Genomic DNA, 20619 nt, shown 5'->3' with positions numbered 1-20619 from the left:
GAGGGGTGCTCCGTACGGGGCCGGGCGGGACCCGGGCGGGGCCGGGGCTGGTCAGCGGCAGCGGGTGTGGGGGGTGGGTGGGCGGCCGGTGAGGAGGTAGGTGTTGATCGCGTTGTCGATGCAGTTGCTGCCGCGGCCGTAGGCCGTATGGCCGTCACCGTCGTAGGTGAGGAGGGTGGCGGAGGAGAGCTGGGTGGCCAGGGCGCGGGCCCAGGGGTAGGGGGTGGCGGGGTCGCGGGTGGTGCCGACGACGACGATGGGGGCGGCGCCCTTGGCGTGCAGGGCGTGGGGGGTGCCGGTCGGGCGGACGGGCCAGTAGGCGCAGTTCAGGGCCGCCCAGGCGAGGGCACCGCCGAAGACGGGGGATGCCTTCCGGAAGGCGGGGAGGGACTTCTTGACCTCGGCGGGGGTGCGGAAGGCGGGTGGGAGGTCGAGGCAGTTGACGGCGGGGTTGGCGTACATGAGGTTGGCGTACGAGCCGTCGGTGTCGCGCTCGTAGTAGAGGTCGGCCAGGTTGAGCAGACCGCCGCCGTGGCCGCGCATCGCGGAGCGGAGGGCGGTGCGCAACTGGGGCCAGGCGGTCTCGTCGTACATGGCGGAGATCACGCCCATGGTGGCGAGGGACTCGCCCAGGGCGCGGGACTCGCCGGTGGGGACCGGGTGGGAGTCGAGGCGGGTGAAGAAGGCGCTGAGCCGGTCGCGGGCGGCGGCCACGGAGCCGGTGCCGAGGGGGCAGCCGGTGCGGCGTACGCAGTCCTCGGCGAAGGCGGTGAAGGCGGTTTCGAAACCGGCGGTCTGGTCGCGGTTGATGCGCCGGGAGGACAGCGTCGGGTCGAGGGCGCCGTCGAGGACGAGACGGCCGACGCGGTGGGGGTAGAGGTCGGCGTAGGTGGCGCCGAGGAAGGTGCCGTAGGAGGCCCCGACGTAATGGAGCTTCCGGTCGCCCAGCGCGGCCCGCAGCACATCCATGTCGCGGGCCGCCTCGACCGTCGAGACATGGCGGAGGATCCGGCCGGAGCGGGCCGCGCAGCCATGGGCGAACTTCTTGTACGCGGCGACGAGACGATCGGTCTCGCCGCGGCCGTCGGGCGTCTGGTCGGTCTGGGTGAAGGCGTCCATCTGCTTGTCGCTCAGACAGGTGACGGGCTCGCTGTCGGCCACGCCGCGCGGGTCCATCGCCACCATGTCATAGCGGGCGCGCACCCGGGTCGGGTAGCCCACGGCCGCGAAGCTCTGTAGATAGCCGACCGCGGAGCCGCCGGGGCCGCCGGGGTTCACCAGGAGCGAGCCGAGGGGGCGGCCGGGGCCGGTCGCCTTCTTACGGGAGACGGCGAGTCTCAGATCCCGGCCGGTGCCGGGTCTCGCGTAGTCGAGCGGGGCCTTGAGGGTGGCGCACTCGAAGTCCGCCCCGCCGCAGGGGCGCCAGCTCAGCGACTGCTCGTAGTACGGCCTGAGGGCGGCGGGGACGGCCTTCTTCGACATCGACGCGGCGGGCGGCGAGGAGACGTCGGCGGAGCAGCCGGAGGACAGCAGGGCGGCGGAGGCGAGGGCCGCGGCGACGAGGGCGGCGCCGAGGGTCCGGAGCGGGCGGCTGCTGTGCGGGGCGTTCATGGGCTGATCCCTCGGTTCGCGCGGTCGAGTCGCGGGATCGCACCGGCCGGATCATCCGGATCATGTCGAGGACGGTGATCCGGGTGGTCAGGGTCGTCAGGGTGATCACCTGGATCGCTCGGATCCTGGAGACCGGGCCCTGGCGATCAGGTCCTGGCGATCAGGTCCTGGCGATCAGGTCCTGGCGATCAGGTCCTGGCGATCAGGTCCTGGAGATACGGCCGGTTTGCCCCCTTACGGAGAGTATCCGTTCGGACACGCTTCATGCGCCCGACAGCGAACCCGTACGGGTGACTCAGCCGGCCCGCAGCGCCATGGTCATCGCCTCGACCGCCAGCAGCGGCGCCACATTGCTGTCCAGCGCCTGACGGCACGCCGTGATCGCCTCGATCCGGCGCAGCGTCCGCTCGGGCTTCGAGCCCGACGCGATCCGCTCCAGCGCGTCCCGTACGTCCGTGTTGGCGAGCGCGACCTGGGAGCCGAGCTGGAGGGCCAGCACATCGCGGTAGAAGGCGATCAGATCGGTGAGCGCGAGGTCGAGGGTGTCGCGCTGGGTGCGGGTGGCACGGCGCTTCTGGCGGTCCTGGAGATCCTTCATGGCCCCGGCCGTGCCGCGCGGCAACCGCCCGCCCGTACCGGCCGCGGCGCCCAGGGCGGCGCGCAGTTCCTCGGTCTCCTTGACGTCGACCTCCTCCGCCACCTGCTTGGCGTCCTCGGCCGCGGCGTCGATCAGCTCCTGGGCCGCCTTGAGGCAGCCGCCCACGTCGTCGACGCGCAGCGGGAGCTTCAGGACGGCGGCGCGGCGGGCGCGGGCCCGCTCGTCGGTGGCCAGTCGGCGGGCGCGGTCGATATGGCCCTGGGTGGCGCGGGCGGCGGAAGCGGCCAGCTCGGGGTCGATGCCGTCGCGCCGGACGAGGAGGTCCGCTACGGCCTCCACCGGGGGCGTGCGGAGGGTGAGGAGACGGCACCGGGAGCGGATCGTGGGCAGTACATCCTCCAGCGAGGGCGTGCACAGCAGCCATACGGTGCGCGGTGCGGGCTCCTCGACGGCCTTGAGGAGAACATTGCCCGCGCCCTCGGTAAGGCGGTCGGCGTCCTCCATGACGATCACCTGCCACCGGCCGCCGGCGGGCGACAACTGGGCACGGCGGACGAGCTCCCGGGTCTCCTTGACGCCGATGGTGAGCATGTCCGTACGGACCACCTCCACATCGGCGTGGGTACCGACGAGGGCGGTGTGACAGCCGTCGCAGAAACCGCAGCCGGGGGCGCCACCGAGCGCCCGGTCCGGACTGACGCACTGAAGCGCGGCGGCGAAGGCGCGGGCCGCGGTGGCCCGGCCGGAGCCGGGCGGGCCGGTGAACAGCCAGGCGTGGGTCATCTTGGACGACGCCATGGGCTCCTCGGCCGGAATCGCCTCGCCCGCGGCCGTGACCAGGGCGTCCGCATCCCGCGCGGCAGCCGTGAGCTGGGCCGCTACTCGGTCCTGCCCGACCAGGTCGTCCCACACCGCCATTGGCTGCCTCCGCCGTTCGTGCTTACGGCATCCCATTGTGGGCCACCCCACCGACAGCCGAGCACGACCGCCGCCGACGCGCCCGGTCGGCCGCCCCGCCGGCGGGCCCCGCCCGCGAACCTCGTCGGCACCTGCCGCCACCGGCTACCCGCCAGCGCCGCAACACCGTCACCGTGCCATCGGAGCTTCTACAGCACCCGCACGGAGGTCTCCCCGCGCGGTGCAGCGCTTGCCATCGACGCCACCGGTCACGGGGTTCCGCCACCGGTCCTCGCCCACATGGTCGTCGGCGGCCTGCCGTCAGCGGCGTCGGCCGTCCTCGTCGTCGCGCGGGCCGAGCAGTTCGTCGGCCAGTGACGGGAGGTCGTCCAGCGGGGTCTCCTCCGCCCACTCGGGACGACGGCGGCGCGGACGCGGCGGCTCCGCACCGCCCTGCGCCTGGCCCTGGCCCTGGCCCTGGCCATAGCCGTACTGCGGCATCTCGCGCGTGCGCTCGTTCCCCTGGCCCTGCCCCTGGTCTCGCGCCTGGTCCTGGCCCTCGTCCGGCCGGAACAGCCACGGCGGGACCCGGTCCGCCGGGTCGGCGGAGCGCTCGTCCCGTACGGGCGGCAGCACGGCCGTCTCCTCGGCCGCGTTCGTGGGCGGCTGGGCGGGCGGCTGGGGCAGGACGGCCGTCTCCTCGGCGTCCGGGCCGCCCCGGTGCCCCGGGCCGTCCTGGGGCCGTACGGGCGGCAGCACGGCGGTGTCGCCGGCGTCCGGGCCGTTCTGGGGAGGCACGGGCGGCAGCACCGCGGTCTCGTCCGCGTCCCGCCCGGCGGCAGGACGGTCGGTGGCGGGGTGCCCGGCGGCGCCGCCGGAGCCGCCCTCGCCGACGTACTCCGCCCACGGGTCGAACCGCGGCGTCTGGACCGTCTTCGTCGAGTCCGGGTCGCCTGAGGCGGGACCCGCCGCGTCCTGGGCACCGCCGGTGTCCTGGGCACCGTCCGCGCCCCGCGAGCCCCCCGCGCCATCCGCGTCGTGCGGCGGCGGTGCCGGGGTCTCGGTCTCCACGGTCGGCGCATCGGCGCCGGAGGAGGACGCCGTATCCGCCGCGTCCGCCGCCAGCCGCGCCTGCTCCGCCCGCAGCAGCGCCTCCTCGGCCTTGCGCTGCTCCTCCTGGCGGCGCGCCTCGGCCTCGGCCCGCCGCAGGGCCTCCGCCTCCGCCTCCAGGCGGCGCCGCTCCTCGTCGGCGGCGCGGGCGCGGTCCTCGGCCTCGATGCGCTTACGGTCCTCCTCGGCCCTGCGGCGCGCGTCCTCGGCCCGCTGACGGGCCGCCTCCGCCTGTCGCTCGGCCTCACGCTGGCGGGCCTCCTCCAGCTCGCGCCGCTTGCGCTCCTCCTCCTCGGCGCGCGCCTTGGCGAGCGCCTCCTGGCGCTCGCGCTCCAGCCGCTCCTCCTCGGCCTTACGGGCGGCCTCTTCCTCGGCCCGGCGGCGGGCCTCCTCCTCGGCGGCCTTACGGGCCTCCTCCTGGGCCTTCACCTCCGCCTCGGACAGCGGCAGCATCTGGTCCAGGCGGTGGCGCACCACGGAGGTGACCGCCTCCGGAAGCTGCCCGGCGTCGACGACGAGATAGCGGGCCGGGTCGGCGGCGGCGAGGGCCAGGAATCCGGCCCGTACGCGCTGGTGGAACTCGGCGGGCTCGGACTCGAGCCGGTCCGGGGCCTCGGTGAAGCGCTCGCGGGCGGTCTCCGGCGAGACGTCCAGCAGCACCGTCAGATGCGGCACCAGGCCGTTCGTCGCCCAGCGCGAGATACGGGCGATCTCGGTCGCGGCGAGGTCGCGCCCCGCGCCCTGGTAGGCCACGGAGGAGTCGATGTAGCGGTCGGAGATGACGACCGCGCCGCGCTCCAGCGCCGGGCGGACGACGGTGTCGACGTGCTCGGCGCGGTCCGCCGCGTACAGCAGCGCCTCGGCGCGGTGCGAGATCCCGGCGGACGAGACGTCGAGCAGGATCGAGCGGAGCCGCTTGCCGATCGCGGTCGCGCCCGGCTCACGGGTCACCACGACCTCGTGCCCCTTGGCCCTTATCCACTCGGCCAGCGCCTCCACCTGCGTGGACTTGCCCGAGCCGTCGCCGCCCTCGATGGCGATGAAGAAACCGGTGGCGGCCGGGCCCTCGTCCGCGCCCCCGCCGCCGAGCAGCGCCTCGCGCAGATCGCGCCGCAGCGGCACTCCCTGCCGGTCGTCGGTCCGGCCGAGGACCAGCGCGGCGACGGGCAGCAGCAGCGCGCCCACCAGCATCAGGGTGAAGGCCGCGCCGCCGTGGGCGAAGACGAAATCGCCCCTGCCGAGCCGGTGCGGTCCGATGACGGCGGCGAGCAGCGGCGCGACGACCGCGCCGAACCCGACGCTGACGCGGACGACGGACTGGAGATGCGCGGTCATCCGGGGCCGGCGGGCCTCCTCGGACTCCTGGTCCAGGAGGGCGTGGCCGATGTGGGCGGCGATACCGGCCAGCACGCCCGCGACCCAGGCGATCAGCACGACGGTGGTCGTGTCGTGCACCAGGCCCACCGTGAGCAGCGCGAGCCCGGTCAGCGCGACCGACAGCGCCAGCAGCCTGCGCCGCGACAGACCCGGGAGGACCTTCGGGGCCCAGCGGATGCCCAGGGCCGGACCACCGGCCAGGACGAGGGCGAGCAGCGCGAAGGCGACCGGCCCGCCGCCGAGGTCCATGGCCTGAAGCGGGGCGACGCCCACGGCCGCGGCGATCGCGCCCGCCACCCCGGCGCAGGCGAGCACCAGCAGCGGAACGGCGCCGGTGCGGCCCTTGTCGGCGCCGGTACCGGAGGCGGCGCGCGGGCGGCGCAGCCCCTCCAGGGGGGAGCGGGTGCGGCTGGTCTGCCCGCCGGGCAGTTCGAGGACGGTGAGGATCGAGATCGACGCGGCGAAGAGTCCGGCGCCGACATACGAGCCGAGGGCGGCCTGGTGGGTGTGGAACCACTCCACGCCGGTGCCCAGCAGCCTGCCGATGAGGGTGACGACGAGCAGCCCGGCGGCGGCGATCGGCAGCGTCAGGAAGTTCGTACGGAGCGAGAGCCGCCGCAGCGCGTCCAGGTGGTCGGGCAGCGGGCGCACGGCCGCGCCCTCGGCGGGCGGTGCCGGGAGCAGCGAGGGCGCCGCGCCGTCCTTGGCGACGGTCCAGAAGCGCTCCGCGACGCCGACGACGAAGGCCGTGATGAGCAGCCAGGCGACGGCGTCGGCCGGGGCCCAGTCGATCCACAGCGGCGCGATGAGGAGCAGCACCAGCCGCAGACCGTCCGCGCCGACCATGGTCCAGCGGCGGTCCAGCGGACCGGAGGGGCCGATGAGCGCCGCGAGCGGCCCGAGGAGCACCGCGCCGAACAGCACGGTCGCCAGGAGCCGTATGCCCAGCACCGCCGCGACCGCGAAGGCCGCGCCGCGATACCCGCCGCCGAAGGAGTCGGCGGCCACGGACGCCTGGAGCGTCAGCAGCACCAGCACCAGCACGGCGAGTGCGTCCCCCGCGCCGCCGACGAGTTGGGCGCTCCAGAGCCGTCGCAGCGGCTGATAGCGCAGCAGGGCTCGTACGGCCCGCTCGCGGGAGTCCGCGGCAAGGGCACCGGAAGTGGCGGTCACGTCCGTTGGCTGCTCTCGCGTCATCCCGCCAGCCTATCCGGATCACATGAATCCACGGCCCCCCGGCCGAACAAACGGGCGGTGAGCCGTGGATGGCGCGGGGATTGCTCCGCCTTGCTCCGCTTTCCTACTCGGCGTTGGCCGACGACTTCTTGGCCGCTGCCGTCTTCTTGGCGGCGGTCTTCGCGGTCGTCTTCTTGGCGGTCGTCTTCTTCGCCGCGGTCTTCTTGGCGGCCGTCTTGGTCGCCGTCGTCTTCTTGGCCGCGGTCTTCTTCGCCGCCGTCTTCTTGGCGGTCTTCTTGGCCGGGCCCTTGGCGCGCTTCTCGGCGAGCAGCTCGTAGCCGCGCTCGGGCGTGATGGTCTCCACGTCGTCGTCGCGGCGCAGCGTCGCGTTGGTCTCGCCGTCCGTGACGTAAGGACCGAAGCGGCCGTCCTTCACCACCACGGGCCGCTCGCTGACCGGGTCGGTGCCCAGCTCCTTCAGCGGCGGCTTGGCCGCGGCCCGGCCACGCTGCTTGGGCTGGGCGTAGATCGCCAGCGCCTGCTCGAGCGTGATGGTGAAGAGCTGCTCCTCGCTCTCCAGCGAGCGCGAGTCCGTGCCCTTCTTCAGGTACGGGCCGTAGCGGCCGTTCTGCGCGGTGATCTCCACGCCCTCGGGGTCGGCGCCGACCACACGCGGCAGCGACATCAGCTTGAGCGCGTCCGCCAGGGTCACCGTGTCCAGGGACATCGACTTGAGGAGGGAGGCGGTGCGCGGCTTGACGGCGTTCTTACCGCTCTTGGGAGTGTCCTCGGGGAGCACCTCGGTGACATACGGGCCGTAGCGGCCGTCCTTGGCCACGATCATGCGACCGGTGTCGGGGTCGGGGCCCAGCTCGAACTCACCGCTCGGCTTGGCGAGCAGCTCCTCCGCGTACGCCACCGTCAGCTCGTCCGGCGGCATGTCGTCGGGGACGTCGGCGCGCCGGCCGGTGCCGCCCTCGATCTCCGCCGGGCGCTCGACGTACGGTCCGTAGCGGCCGACGCGCAGCACGATGCCGTCGCCCACGGGGAAGGACGAGATCTCCCGGGCGTCGATCGCGCCCAGGTCGGTGACCAGCTCCTTGAGGCCGCCGAGGTGGTCGCCGTCGCCGTTCCCGGCCTCGGCGGCGCCGGCCTGCGCGCCCTCGCCGAAGTAGAAGCGCTTCAGCCACGGCACGGCCTCGGCCTCGCCGCGCGCGATGCGGTCGAGGTCGTCCTCCATCTTGGCGGTGAAGTCGTAGTCGACCAGCCGGCCGAAGTGCTTCTCCAGCAGGTTGACCACGGCGAAGCTCAGGAAGGAGGGCACGAGCGCGGTGCCCTTCTTGAAGACATAGCCGCGGTCGAGGATGGTGCCCAGGATCGTGGCGTAGGTCGAGGGGCGGCCGATCTCGCGCTCTTCCAGCTCCTTGACCAGCGACGCCTCGGTGTAGCGGGCCGGGGGCTTGGTCGCGTGGCCGTCGGCGGTGATCTCCTCGGCGGAGAGCCGGTCGCCCTCGGTGACCTGCGGCAGCCGGCGCTCGCGGTCGTCGAGCTCGGCGTTCGGGTCGTCGGCGCCCTCCACGTATGCCTTCATGAAGCCGTGGAAGGTGATCGTCTTACCGGAGGCGGAGAACTCGGCGTCCCGGCCGTCGCTCGTCTGCCCGGCGATCTTGACGGTGACCGAGTTGCCGATCGCGTCCTTCATCTGGGAGGCGACGGTCCGCTTCCAGATCAGCTCGTAGAGCCGGAACTGGTCGCCCGTGAGGCCGGTCTCCGCCGGGGTGCGGAAACGGTCTCCCGAGGGGCGGATGGCCTCGTGCGCCTCCTGGGCGTTCTTGACCTTGCCCGCGTAGGTGCGCGGCTTGTCGGGCAGATAGTCCGCGCCGTAAAGCTGCGTGACCTGCGCCCGGGCCGCCGTCACCGCCGTGTCCGACAGAACGGTGGAGTCCGTACGCATATAGGTGATGTAGCCGTTCTCATACAGCTTCTGCGCGACCTGCATGGTGGCCTTGGCCCCGAAGCCCAGCTTGCGGCTGGCCTCCTGCTGGAGGGTGGTCGTACGGAACGGCGCGTACGGCGAGCGGCGGTAGGGCTTGGACTCGACCGAGCGCACCGTGAAGGCGGTGTCGGCGAGGGCCGCGGCCAGGGAGCGGGCACCGGCCTCGTCCAGGTGCAGGACGTTGACGCTGTCCTTGAGCTGCCCGAGCGAGGTGAAATCGCGCCCCTGGGCGACACGGAGGCCGTCGACGGCCGTAAGGCGGGCACCAAAGGTGCCGGGGTCGCTGACGTCACCGGCCCGGCCGGTGGCGAAGGTGCCGGTGAGGTCCCAGTACTCGGCGGAGCGGAAGGCGATGCGCTCGCGCTCGCGCTCGACGACGAGACGGGTGGCGACGGACTGGACCCGGCCCGCGGACAGGCCGCGCATGACCTTCTTCCACAGGACCGGCGAGACCTCGTAGCCGTAGAGGCGGTCGAGGATGCGGCGGGTCTCCTGGGCATCGACCAGGCGCTGGTTCAGCTCGCGCGGGTTGGCCACGGCGGCCCGGATGGCGTCCTTGGTGATCTCGTGGAAGACCATCCGGCGCACCGGGACCTTGGGCTTGAGGACCTCCTGGAGGTGCCAGGCGATGGCCTCGCCCTCGCGGTCCTCATCGGTGGCCAGGAAGAGCTCGTCGGAGTCGGCGAGCAGCTCCTTGAGCTTCTTGACCTGGCTCTTCTTGTCGGAGTTGACCACGTAGACGGGCTGGAAGTCGTGCTCGACGTCCACGCCGAGCCGCCGGACCTCGCCGGTGTACTTGTCGGGGACCTCGGCCGCACCGTTCGGCAGGTCCCGGATGTGCCCGACGCTGGCCTCGACCACGTAGCCCGGGCCGAGGTAGCCCTTAATCGTCTTCGCCTTGGCAGGCGACTCGACGATGACGAGTCGGCGGCCGCCCTGTGCGGTCTCGCTGGTGGTCGGGGACAACTTGGCTCTTCTCTCCGGTCGACGCTCGGTGAACGGGCAGTGCCGTGTGGGTAACGCTCACACGGCCTCCCTCTACGGTGACGCTGCGGAGTGTGACGGTACATCCCGCCCCCGTGTCAAACGGAAAAAGCCCGCAACGCCACTCGAACGGTAACCCGACAACCGACCTGTCTGCCGCCCGGACCGGCACGAGGCCGCGCGGAAGGCCCTGTCAGGCGTAACCGAGGCACCAGATTCCGCCGCCGAGCGCGGCGACGCCGAAGAGAAGGGAGAGCGTCGCGGAAGCGACAGGACTCACACCATGTGCCACCGGTGCGCGCAGCCTCAGGCGCGCCGCCGTCCACAGCAGCAGCGCGGCGCCGAACAACACGAATGCCGTTCCGGCGAAGATCGCAGGTCCGCTCTCCATGACGGGAGCGTGGCACGCACGGGAGGCGTGCGCGCGAACCCCGGGTGAACAGCGCGCGTCTCCTCGTAGGGCCCGGGTCCCGGGCGGCCCGTTCCGCGCCCCGGCGGCAGCTTTCTGCCATACGGGGGCGCGGGGGCGGGTGCTGTACCACCGGCGCACGCCCCCCAGCGCCCGCCCGGTGCGCTCTATCGCGCCGCTATGCCGTCGTCATCGACCGGCCGCAGAAAACCCTGCTCGATCAGGAGCCGGATGGACTGCGGGGTGCGGTCCCGCAGCACCACCTGGTCCTCCCCGAGCAACTGGGCGATGGCGTCCAGGATCCGGCCCGCGCTCAATGTGCCGTCGCACACACCCGCGAAGCCCGCCCCGACCGTGTCCACCGTCGTCGCGCGCCGCATCCCCCGGTACTGCCTGAGCACCACATGCTCGGGGTCCTCGGCCCCGGGCGGGCCCACCTGCTCCTGGACCACCTCGTCCGCCAGCCGGAAGCGGGCGGTCAGCAGCGCCGCGTCGTCATGCGTGCGCAGGAAGTCCTGCCGGTCGAAGTGGGCCATGACCTCGCCCCCCAGCGGCTGCTCGACCGGATGGGGCCACTCCTCCACGGTCACCGAGGGCCGGTCGGCGCCGGACTTGCGCAGGGTGATCCAGCCGAAGCCGACCGCCGTGGTCTTCCGCGCCTCGAACTCGTCCAGCCACGCCTCGTAGCGCGCCGCGTACGCCTCGGGGCCGGCCAGATGCTCACCGGCGTCGCGCAGCCACAGCTCGGTGTACTGGCTGACGTCCTGCACCTCGCGCTGCACGATCCACGCGTCACAGCCGGACGGGACCCAGGAGGCCACCCGCTCGCGCCAGTCCTCCCCCTCGATGTGCTGCCAGTTCGCCAGCAACTGACACCAGCCGCCGTCGGCGAGGTGCGCGGCGGACTGCTGGACGAGGGTGCGGCACAGGTCGTCCCCGGACATCCCGCCCTCCCGGTAGACCAGCTCGCTGCCCTCCGGGGAGCGGGGAGAGATCACAAAGGGCGGGTTGGAGACGATCAGGTCGTACGTCTCGTCCCCGACCGGCTCGAACAGCGACCCCTCCCGCAGCTCCGGCTCCGGCGCCCCGGACAGGGCGAGGGTCAGCCGGGCGATCGCCAGGGCGCGCGGATTGCGGTCCGTGGCGGTGACGCGGGTGGCATGGCGGCCCGCGTGCAGCGCCTGGATGCCGGAGCCGGTGCCGAGGTCGAGGACCCGGCCCACGGGCGCGGGCACGGTGAGACCGGCGAGCGTGGTGGACGCGCCGCCGACCCCGAGGACGAGCCGGGAGCGGTCCTCCCGGTCGCGCGCGCCGCCCGGGCCGCCGATCCCTCCGGCGCCGCCGACCGCGCAGCCCAGGTCGGAGACGATCCACCAGTCCTGGCCCTCGGGACCGCCGTAAGGCCGCACATCCACACTCGCGCGCACCTCGTCGCCCTCGCGCACCAGCCAGCCGTCGGCGAGGCAGTCCTCGGCCGGCAGGGCCGCGGCCGCCCGCCCGTACGCCACGGGGCGCTGCAACAGAAAGAGCCGCACCAGGGTCTCCAGCGGGCCGCTCTCGCCCCGGGTGGCGCGCAGCGCCGGGACGGTCTCGCCGCGCGCCAGGGCCGCGTAGGCGGACGAGCCGAGCAGATCCAGCAGACCATCGGCGGTGAAGGAGGCGGCCGACAGCGCCTCACGAAGGCGGGCGGTGCGCTCGGGGTCGGCGACGGGGAGGCGGAACGGAGGCTGGTGCATACTCACGCCCCCCATTGTCGGGGCAATGACCGACAGCGGGCGACGCCGGTCGGCATCGGGACGACATCGCCCGCGTCGGCCTGGCTGACGAGCCGACAAGGGGGGCGCGAGGCGGCGGCGTTGCCCCCCCGGGGCAGAACCTGGGCGGCCCTGGACAGCCCGGGGCGGCCCTGTACGGCCCCGGGCGGCGGCCCCAGGGCAGCTCGCGGCGGTCCTGTGCGGCCCTGGGCAGCCCGTCAGGACTGCGTCGTGGCGCCGCCGCTCGTCTTCGGCTTCTGGCAGCCGGGCTGCTTGGCCATCGCCGAGCCGACCTTTCCTTCCTGGAGCTTCTGTAGGGCCTGGTCACCCGACTTGCTGAGCTTGTCGAGCTCGTCGGCGACGCCCTTGAGTCCCTGGGCGAACTTGGACTTGTCCGAGGTGTCCAACTTGTCGACGGACGTCTTCAGCTTCGTGTACGCCCCCGAGGTGGCGTTGAGCTCCTTGACCGCCTGCTGCTGGGTCTTGTCGCCGTTGTCGACGGGCGGGGGGCCCGCCTTGTTCACGGCCTTGGCGAGTGCCCCGTAGGACTCGGAGATCTCCTGGAACGCCTTGGCGTCCGTCTGCTGAAGCTTCTTGGAATCCTGCTCGTCGGCCGCACCCTGGATCGCGGTGTTGGCGCCCTGGATCTTCTTGAGCTGAGGCTGCACCTCGTCACAGACCGACTTGGCCCAATCGTTGACCTTCTTGTCCCCATCGTCGCCGCCCCCGCAGCCGGTCAGCGCCAGTACGAGTGCCGCACCGCCGGACAGTGCAGCCACAAGCTTCTTGTTCACCGGATTGGTCCCTTCCATGGCTCTCGGCCCCGGAACATACACGTCCATCCGGCCAGGCCCACCCGGCGAGCGCCCCGTATGGATCCTTTTAGAGCTATTTGCACCCCGCTCGTTGTGGACATGGCCTCATCGAGCGGACGGGACGCCCCGGACAGGGACACGGGCGGACGACGTGCTGTCGCACCTCGCCCGCCCGCATGTCGCAGGGGCTTTCCCGGGCCCCTGGTCCCTTCCGGGGTTAGGACACCACCGCCGCGTCGGCTGACTTCGCCACGCGCCCGGAGTTGTCTTCGTCACCTACGACGATTCCGCGCCGCTTGGAGACGTAGACCGCGGCCACGATGATCACGACCGCGAGCCCGGCGACGACCGCACGCAGCCCAGGGCTGGCGTTGTCCCCGTAGGAGAACTTCACCACCGCGGGCGCGATCAGCAGCGCCACCAGGTTCATCACCTTCAGCAGCGGGTTGATCGCGGGGCCCGCGGTGTCCTTGAAGGGATCGCCGACCGTGTCGCCGATCACCGTCGCGGCATGCGCCTCGCTCCCCTTACCGCCGTGATGACCGTCCTCGACCAGCTTCTTGGCGTTGTCCCAGGCACCGCCGGAGTTGGCGAGGAAGACGGCCATCAGCGTGCCGGTGCCGATCGCGCCCGCCAGGAACGAGCCGAGCGCGCCGACCCCGAAGGTGAAGCCGACGGCGATCGGCGCAAGGACCGCGAGCAGACCCGGTGTGGCCAGCTCGCGCAGCGCGTCCTTGGTGCAGATGTCGACGACCCGGCCGTACTCGGGCTTCTCGCTGTAGTTCATGATCCCGGGCTTCTCGCGGAACTGCCGCCGCACCTCGAAGACCACCGCTCCGGCCGACCGCGACACCGCGTTGATCGCCAGCCCGGAGAAGAGGAAGACGACGGCGGCGCCGAGGACGAGGCCCACGAGGTTGTTGGGCTGCGAGATGTCCAGGTTCAGATTCATCTCCCCGGCCACCGAGGTGTGCACTTGGTTCACGGCCTCCGCGATGGCGTCGCGGTACGAGCCGAAGAGCGCGGCCGCGGCGAGCACCGCCGTCGCGATCGCGATGCCCTTGGTGATCGCCTTGGTGGTGTTGCCGACCGCGTCGAGGTCGGTGAGCACCTGCGCGCCCGCGCCCTCGACATCGCCGGACATCTCGGCGATGCCCTGGGCGTTGTCCGAGACCGGACCGAAGGTGTCCATGGCGACGATCACACCGACCGTGGTGAGCAGGCCGGTGCCGGCGAGCGCGACGGCGAACAGCGCCAGCATGATCGAGGTGCCGCCGAGCAGGAAGGCGCCGTAGACACTCAGCCCGATCAGCACCGCCGAGTAGACGGCCGACTCCAGACCGAGCGAAATGCCGGAGAGCACCACCGTGGCCGGGCCGGTCAGCGAGGTCTTGCCGACATCCCGCACGGGACGCCGGGTGGTCTCGGTGAAGTAGCCCGTGAGCTGCTGGATGAGCGCGGCCAGCACGATGCCGATGGCGACGGCGACGAGCGCGAGGACCCGCGGGTCACCGCTGTGGCCGAGGATCTCGCGGCTGGTGACGCCGTCGAGATCCGCGTAGCTGGACGGCAGATAGGTGAAGACCGCGATCGCCACCAGCGCCATCGAGATCACGGCCGAGATGAAGAAGCCGCGGTTGATGGCGCTCATTCCGCTGCGGTCGGCGCGGCGCGGAGCCACGGCGAAGATCCCGATCATGGCGGTGACCACGCCGATGGCCGGAACGAGCAGCGGGAAGGCCAGCCCGGAGTCGCCGAAGGCCGCCTTGCCGAGGATCAGCGCGGCGACCAGGGTGACGGCGTACGACTCGAAGAGGTCGGCGGCCATACCCGCGCAGTCGCCGACGTTGTCGCCAACGTTGTCCGCGATGGTGGCGGCGTTGCGCGGGTCGTCCTCCGGGATGCCCTTCTCGACCTTGCCGACGAGGTCGGCACCGACGTCGGCGGCCTTGGTGAAGATGCCACCGCCGACCCTCATGAACATCGCGATCAGCGCGGCGCCGAGCCCGAAGCCCTCCAGCACCTTGGGTGCGTCGGCCGCGTAGACCAGCACCACGCAGGAGGCGCCCAGCAGTCCGAGGCCCACGGTGAACATGCCCACCACACCGCCGGTACGGAAAGCGATCTTCATCGCCTTGTGCGAGACGGTCGTGAGATCCACGCTCGGCTTACCGGGTGCGGAAGCGGCCGAATCGCCATTGACGGGTGTGGTGGGGGGCTCGGGCGTGGCCTCACGGGCGGCGGCTGCGACGCGCACATTGCTGCGCACCGCGAGCCACATCCCGATATAGCCGGTGGCGGCCGAGAATGCCGCACCGATCAGAAAGAACACCGAACGCCCGATGCGCTGCGACCAGTCGTCCGCCGGCAACAGCATGAGCAGGAAGAACACCACCACGGCGAATCCGCCGAGAGTGCGCAACTGCCGGGCCAGATAGGCATTGGCGCCTTCCTGAACGGCCTCGGCGATCTTCTTCATACTGTCCGTGCCCTCGCCCGCCGCGAGGACTTGTCGTACCAGCACCACCGCGACCGCGAGCGCCGCGATCGCGACGGCGGCGATCACCAGCACGATCACACGGTTGTCGTCGGTCAGCTCTGCGGCGGCCAGGGTTGGGGTGAGGTCAAGCTGATGAGGGGTGAGAGGCCCCGCCATTCGTCCTCCTTGACGTTTGGCACATGGGCGCGCAGCAGTTCTGCGACCGCAGAAGAGCCGCCGCGCTCAGGCGTCCTGAGCTCGAGATGTGGACGGATTGTAGGGAGCGTCACACGATCAAAACAGGGCGCCGGAATGGGAATTCGCCCGCACCAGCGAAGATCAATTGGTTTGGCGGTATGAATTCCTTCGGAAGAAGGAAGGTCGACAATTCACTGACGGATGTAAAATGATCTCTACAAATGATCTATATAGATGATCTAGTGGCAGTCTTACGCCGTCGAGAAAAGCGCTGTTCAGAGCCTAAGCCAGAGATCGAAAAAGCGCGCGCCGAGAGGTGCGCCGGGACCATGCCGCCGACCGGGCGCGAGCATGCCAACAGCCGGACCGGCGATCATGAAACGGCCGGTTCGGTGGGTTCCAACGGGTCCTGCGGGTCGGGAGAGGGATGACGGACAGATGACCCTCAAGAGGGACCCGGCTTCGGCGATCAGGACGGGCGAGGCCCGCTCCCGGCCCCAGGAGAGGGCCTGCTGCGGCTGTGCGCGAACAGGACTCAGCGCGGCACGGCGGGGCAGCACTTAGCGGCCCCAAGGGAGCAGGACCCGGCGCGGTGAGGCAGGACCCGGGAACCCCCAGCGGGGCAGGACCCGGCGCGGTGCGCGGGCTAGGACACCAGAGGCTGGGGTGACGTCGGCCAGCTCATCCGGATCACTCCACCGGACTCGCTGCTCGTCACCTCGACATCGTCGACGAGCCCGCTGATGACGGCGAGACCCATCTCGTCCTCGCCCTCGGCCTCGTCGTCCATCTCCGGATGGGAGCCGGACACCAGGGCCGCCGAGGTCGGGGATTCATCACCGACCTCGATGGAGAACTTCTTCTCCTCCTCGGTCAGCGTCACCCGCACCGGTGCCTCCACCCCATTGCTCAGGTGGAGCCCGACCGCACGCGTGCAAGCCTCGCCGACCGCGAGCCGCACTTCGTCGAGCACGGCCTCATCCACCCCCGCCCGACGCGCCACGGCGGCCGCGACAAGACGAGCGGTCCTGACGTGCTCAGGCAGCGCGCTGAAGCGGAGTTCGACGGTGGCCATGCCATCCCCCTCGGGCGTATGGGCGTGCTTATCGGGAGGGCCGGGCGTACGCCGCCCGGAACCCCCTTCTGTGTCTTCCTTCGGCGATCTTGTCAGTCGGTCGCCGCGACAGCGTCCTCGACCGAGGTGTGAATCGGGAACACCTTGGTCAGGCCGGTGATGCGGAAGATCTTCAGAATGCGCTCCTGGTTGCAAACCAGGCGCAGCGAGCCCTCGTGGGCCCGCACTCGCTTGAGCCCGCCGACGAGCACGCCGAGTCCGGTGGAGTCGAGAAAGTCGACGCCCTCCATGTCGACGACCAGGTGGTAGTTGCCGTCGTTGACAAGCTCGACCAGCTGCTCGCGCAGCTTGGGCGCGGTGTATACATCAATCTCGCCACCGACCTCGACGACCGTGCGGTCGTCGACGGTCCGAGTCGACAGGGACAGGTCCACGGATCCTCCAGCACCTTGCATCGAGCGGTCGCCCCCCATGGATCGGCAGCCGCGATGGCATTCAATCACTTACCAGCAGGCGTGCACGACGCCTTGAGACCATTGTCCGTCAGACCAGTGACACACTCGGTGTCGATGGCCCACGACCAAATCCCGCGGCAGGCGGGCATACGCCCCTCACCCCGGGCCGTCCTCGGTCGGCTGAGCACCGGGGCGGGCCGGGGCGCGCGCATCACTCATACGGAGCACTTGCCCCCGCGCCCGGGAACCCATGCCGACTGGCCCTCGGCGATCCGGCCGGAGGTGATCAACGCCATTCGCGCGGCCGGCATCGAGCGCCCGTGGGCCCACCAGGCGCGTACGGCCGAACACGCGCTGCGCGGAGAATCCGTGGTCGTGGCCACCGGAACCGCCTCCGGCAAGTCCCTCGCCTATCTGGCCCCCGTCCTCAGCACCCTGCTGGACGGCTCGGAGGAGCCCAACGGGCGGGGCACGACCGCCCTGTACCTCTCCCCCACCAAGGCGCTGGCAGCCGACCAGCGCCGCGCGGTGGCCGGCTTCACCGCCCCGCTGGGCACCGGCATCCGGGCGGCGGTCTACGACGGCGACACGCCCGTGGAGGAGCGCGAGTGGGTGCGCCAGTACGCGAACTATGTGCTCACCAACCCCGACATGCTCCACCGCGGCATCCTGCCCGGCCACCCCAGATGGTCCTCCTTCCTGCGCGCGCTGCGCTATGTGGTGATCGACGAATGCCACACCTACCGGGGTGTCTTCGGCTCCCATGTGGCTCAGGTGCTGCGCCGGCTGCGCCGCGTCTGCGCCCGCTACGGCTCCTCGCCCGTGTTCCTGCTCGCCTCGGCCACCGCCTCCGATCCGGCGGTCGCCGCGAGCCGGCTGACCGGCCTGCCCGTGGTGGAGATCACCGAGGACGGCTCGCCCCGCGGCGAGGTCGTCTTCGCCCTCTGGGAGCCGCCGCTGACCGAGCTCCACGGCGAGCAGGGCGCCCCGGTGCGCCGCACGGCCACGGCCGAGTCCGCGGACCTGCTCACCGACCTGGCCGTCCAGGGCGTCCGTACGGTCACCTTCGTGCGCTCCCGGCGGGGCGCGGAGCTCATCGCGCTCATCGCCCAGGAACGGCTCGCCGAAGTGGACCGCTCGCTGCCGGACCGGATCGCCGCCTATCGCGGCGGCTATCTCCCCGAGGAGCGCCGCGCCCTGGAGAGGGCCCTGCACTCCGGTGAGCTGCTGGGGCTCGCCGCCACCACCGCCCTGGAGCTGGGGATGGACATCGCCGGACTGGACGCCGTGGTCGTGGCGGGCTACCCCGGCACCCGCGCCTCCCTGTGGCAGCAGGCGGGGCGGGCCGGGCGCACCGGCGAAGGGGCCCTGGCGATCCTGGTCGCCCGGGACGACCCGCTGGACACCTATCTCGTCCACCATCCGGACGCCCTCTTCCGGCAGCCGGTGGAGTCCACCGTCCTGGACCCGGACAACCCCTACGTCCTCGCGCCGCACCTGTGCGCGGCCGCGGCCGAGCTTCCGCTCACCGAGCCGGACCTGGAGCTCTTCGGCCCCGCCACCGAGGAACTGATGCCGCAACTGGAGCAGCGCAAGCTGCTGCGGCGCCGGGCCACCGCCTGGCACTGGACCCGCCGTGAGCGCGCCGCGGACCTCACCGACATCCGCGGAGCGGGCGGCAGCCCGGTCCAGGTCGTGGAGGCGGCGACCGGGCGGCTGCTGGGCACCGTGGACGCCGCGGCGGCCCACACCACCGTCCACGAGGGCGCCGTCCACCTGCATCAGGGCCGGAGCTATCTCGTCCGGCAGCTCGACCTCGACGACTCGGTCGCCCTGGTGGAGGAGGCCGCTCCGCCCTACTCGACCACGGCCCGCGACACCACGGCGATCTCCATCCTGGAGACCACCACCGAGATCCCCTGGGGGGACGCGCGGCTGTGCTTCGGCTCGGTCGAGGTCACCAACCAGGTGGTCTCCTTTCTGCGCCGCAAGCTGATCACCGGTGAGGTCCTCGGCGAGTCCAAGCTCGACCTTCCGCCGCGCACCCTGCGCACCCGGGCCGTGTGGTGGACGGTCACCGACGACCAGCTCGAGGAGGCCCGGGTGCACCCCCAGGCCCTCGGCGGCGCCCTGCACGCCGCCGAGCACGCCTCGATCGGCATCCTGCCGCTCTTCGCCACCTGTGACCGCTGGGACATCGGCGGGGTGTCCGTCCCGCTGCACGCCGACACGCTGCTGCCGACCGTCTTCGTGTACGACGGGCATCCGGGTGGCGCGGGCTTCGCCGAGCGCGCCTTCCACACGGCCGCCCGCTGGCTGGCGGCCACCCGCAAGGCGATCGCCGCCTGCGAGTGCGACGCGGGATGCCCGTCCTGCATCCAGTCGCCCAAGTGCGGCAACGGCAATGACCCGCTGGACAAGAAGGCCGCCATCCGCCTGCTGACGACCCTGCTCGCCGGGGCCCCGGAGCAGCCGTCGACCGCCGAGTGAGCGATCCCCGCCGCCCGGCGCCGACGCCGGTCCGGTGACGGGGGTGCCCGCTGGCCCCGCCCGCGCCCTGGCCCGGAGCGTGAACGGGCCGGTGCGCACCTCCGCCGTAAGGTCCGCGATCTCGCCGCTCAGGGTGCATCGCGCCACGCGCGCCCCCTGGGCGGAGGCCACCCGCCGGGCGAGACCGCAAGCCGTACGAGCCCCCTCCAGGCCGTGGTCAGCCGCCGCGAGCGCCGCCAGGTCGGCGGCTCCGCCCGCCCGATGGCGCGCCACCATGGCCTGCCCGGCCGCCAGTACGACCGCGAACACCGCGCACAGGGCCGTCGCGGCCAGCGCCACCCAGACCGTGGCCGACCCCCGGTCGTCCGCCCTTCTCACGGGACCGCCTCCCGAGCCGCACCACCCGCGTCCACCGCGCCCACCGTGTCCTCGGCGAGCGCGGCCGCCTCGCCGCGCAGATTCACCGCCAGCGGACCGGGACCGGCGGCATGGGTCCGGACCCGCACCCGCACCAGGTCTCCGTCCCGCCACAGCTCGACCCGCGCTCCATCGGGTGCGGCCGAGCGGGCGGCGGCCATCGCGTCCGCCTTCGGCTCCGAACGCGCCGCCGCCCTCGCCCCGGCCCTGGCCGCGTCCACGCACTGAAGCTGCGCGGCAGCGGCCATCAGCCCCCAGATCAGCATCAGGGCGAACAGCGCCAGCACCGGCAGCGCGACGGCCGTCTCCGCCGTGACGAAGCCGCTGTCCCGCCCCGCGCGCTGGGTCCTTAGGACGCCTCGGGGTCCTAAGACGCCTCGGGCCCCCGGGACGCCGTGGGCCCTTGCGAGGCCCGGGGTCCTTGGGACGCCCAGGGTCCTTGGGACGGTCGGGCTCCTCGGGGCGCCCTGGGCCCTTGGGACGCCCCAGAGCCTTGTGAGGCCCCGGACCCTTGGGACGCCCCGCGCGCCGCTCCTTGCGCGGGAGCCCGTCCGATTCGCCGTCCCCGGCGCCTCAGAACTGCGCATCGAGCGCCCGTCCGATGACCGACTGAAGCGCGCCACTGACGGTCCCGCTGGTCACCACCTTGTAGAGCACCGCGGCGAAACCGCATGCCGCGATCGTTCCCATTGCGTACTCGGCGGTGGCCATGCCCGCCTCGGCCTTCGCACGCGCCGCCGCGTACCGCCGCACCCACCACTGCTTCACCATGTCGGTC

13 protein-coding genes and 1 pseudogene are annotated in these 20619 nt (G+C 72.3%); 1 reads left to right on the top strand and 13 read right to left on the bottom strand.

Annotation, left to right across the window (positions count from 1 at the left end):
- Positions 1-51: 51 nt before the first annotated feature.
- The 10 genes from KN815_RS02445 to bldG form a co-directional block, all read right to left on the bottom strand.
- Positions 52-1611, bottom strand: a complete 1560-nt coding sequence (locus tag KN815_RS02445; RefSeq protein ID WP_216339690.1) for an alpha/beta hydrolase — start codon at positions 1609-1611, stop codon at positions 52-54.
- Between the two features lie 295 nt (positions 1612-1906).
- Complete coding sequence (locus KN815_RS02440) at positions 1907-3127, bottom strand: DNA polymerase III subunit delta' (RefSeq protein ID WP_216339688.1); 1221 nt, start codon at positions 3125-3127, stop codon at positions 1907-1909.
- Positions 3128-3427: 300 nt separating this feature from the next.
- Positions 3428-6790: a dTMP kinase gene (gene tmk, locus KN815_RS02435; RefSeq protein WP_216339686.1), complete on the bottom strand. Its 3363-nt coding sequence runs from the start codon at positions 6788-6790 to the stop codon at positions 3428-3430.
- A gap of 103 nt (positions 6791-6893) precedes the next feature.
- Positions 6894-9731, bottom strand: coding sequence for a type I DNA topoisomerase (topA, locus tag KN815_RS02430; RefSeq protein ID WP_216339684.1), 2838 nt, complete (start codon positions 9729-9731; stop codon positions 6894-6896).
- Between the two features lie 211 nt (positions 9732-9942).
- A complete protein-coding gene (locus tag KN815_RS02425; protein ID WP_216339682.1) occupies positions 9943-10140 on the bottom strand; it encodes a hypothetical protein in 198 nt (65 codons plus the stop codon).
- A gap of 185 nt (positions 10141-10325) precedes the next feature.
- Positions 10326-11909, bottom strand: coding sequence for a DUF7059 domain-containing protein (locus tag KN815_RS02420; protein ID WP_372458232.1), 1584 nt, complete (start codon positions 11907-11909; stop codon positions 10326-10328).
- A gap of 221 nt (positions 11910-12130) precedes the next feature.
- Positions 12131-12706 (bottom strand): small secreted protein, encoded by a 576-nt coding sequence (locus tag KN815_RS02415; protein WP_253208697.1) that lies wholly within the window; start codon positions 12704-12706, stop codon positions 12131-12133.
- Positions 12707-12944: 238 nt separating this feature from the next.
- Positions 12945-15383: a sodium-translocating pyrophosphatase gene (locus KN815_RS02410; RefSeq protein WP_216339678.1), complete on the bottom strand. Its 2439-nt coding sequence runs from the start codon at positions 15381-15383 to the stop codon at positions 12945-12947.
- Positions 15384-16050: 667 nt separating this feature from the next.
- On the bottom strand, positions 16051-16479 hold the full coding sequence (locus tag KN815_RS02405; protein WP_216339676.1) for an ATP-binding protein: 429 nt from the start codon (positions 16477-16479) through the stop codon (positions 16051-16053).
- Between the two features lie 92 nt (positions 16480-16571).
- The gene (bldG, locus tag KN815_RS02400; protein ID WP_014061729.1) at positions 16572-16913 is read right to left on the bottom strand and encodes an anti-sigma factor antagonist BldG; all 342 of its coding nucleotides are present in this window, start codon (positions 16911-16913) and stop codon (positions 16572-16574) included.
- Positions 16914-16967: 54 nt separating this feature from the next.
- On the opposite strand from bldG, the gene sftH reads away from it, so the two are divergent.
- Entirely contained in the window at positions 16968-19424 is a 2457-nt protein-coding gene (gene sftH, locus KN815_RS02395; RefSeq protein ID WP_216339673.1) for a DEAD/DEAH box helicase, read from the top strand.
- A gap of 63 nt (positions 19425-19487) precedes the next feature.
- Here sftH and KN815_RS02390 read toward each other — a convergent pair.
- The 3 genes and pseudogenes from KN815_RS02390 to KN815_RS02380 form a co-directional block, all read right to left on the bottom strand.
- A pseudogene (locus tag KN815_RS02390) lies at positions 19488-19802 on the bottom strand (Rv3654c family TadE-like protein); the annotation flags it as partial.
- The gene (locus KN815_RS02385; RefSeq protein WP_216339716.1) at positions 19799-20134 is read right to left on the bottom strand and encodes a TadE family type IV pilus minor pilin; all 336 of its coding nucleotides are present in this window, start codon (positions 20132-20134) and stop codon (positions 19799-19801) included. The pseudogene KN815_RS02390 and the gene KN815_RS02385, both read right to left, overlap by 4 nt.
- Before the next feature lie 280 nt (positions 20135-20414).
- Positions 20415-20612, bottom strand: a complete 198-nt coding sequence (locus KN815_RS02380; RefSeq protein ID WP_059142404.1) for a DUF4244 domain-containing protein — start codon at positions 20610-20612, stop codon at positions 20415-20417.
- Between the last annotated feature and the right edge of the window lie 7 nt (positions 20613-20619).

The sequence above is a fragment of the Streptomyces niphimycinicus genome (assembly GCF_018883605.1).
In the GTDB taxonomy this organism is placed as follows: Bacteria; Actinomycetota; Actinomycetes; order Streptomycetales; family Streptomycetaceae; genus Streptomyces; species Streptomyces niphimycinicus.
Note: the sequence above shows the minus strand (reverse complement) of the source record. Positions and strands in the feature narration are given on the sequence as shown.

Coding starts and splice junctions, on each gene's coding strand:
- KN815_RS02380 (WP_059142404.1), bottom strand. CDS start 20,612: ATGGTGAAGCAGTGGTGGGTGCGGCGGTACGCGGCGGCGCGTGCGAAG.
- KN815_RS02445 (WP_216339690.1), bottom strand. CDS start 1,611: ATGAACGCCCCGCACAGCAGCCGCCCGCTCCGGACCCTCGGCGCCGCC.
- KN815_RS02405 (WP_216339676.1), bottom strand. CDS start 16,479: ATGGCCACCGTCGAACTCCGCTTCAGCGCGCTGCCTGAGCACGTCAGG.
- tmk (WP_216339686.1), bottom strand. CDS start 6,790: ATGACGCGAGAGCAGCCAACGGACGTGACCGCCACTTCCGGTGCCCTT.
- KN815_RS02425 (WP_216339682.1), bottom strand. CDS start 10,140: ATGGAGAGCGGACCTGCGATCTTCGCCGGAACGGCATTCGTGTTGTTC.
- KN815_RS02420 (WP_372458232.1), bottom strand. CDS start 11,909: ATGGGGGGCGTGAGTATGCACCAGCCTCCGTTCCGCCTCCCCGTCGCC.
- KN815_RS02410 (WP_216339678.1), bottom strand. CDS start 15,383: ATGGCGGGGCCTCTCACCCCTCATCAGCTTGACCTCACCCCAACCCTG.
- KN815_RS02440 (WP_216339688.1), bottom strand. CDS start 3,127: ATGGCGGTGTGGGACGACCTGGTCGGGCAGGACCGAGTAGCGGCCCAG.
- sftH (WP_216339673.1), top strand. CDS start 16,968: ATGGCATTCAATCACTTACCAGCAGGCGTGCACGACGCCTTGAGACCA.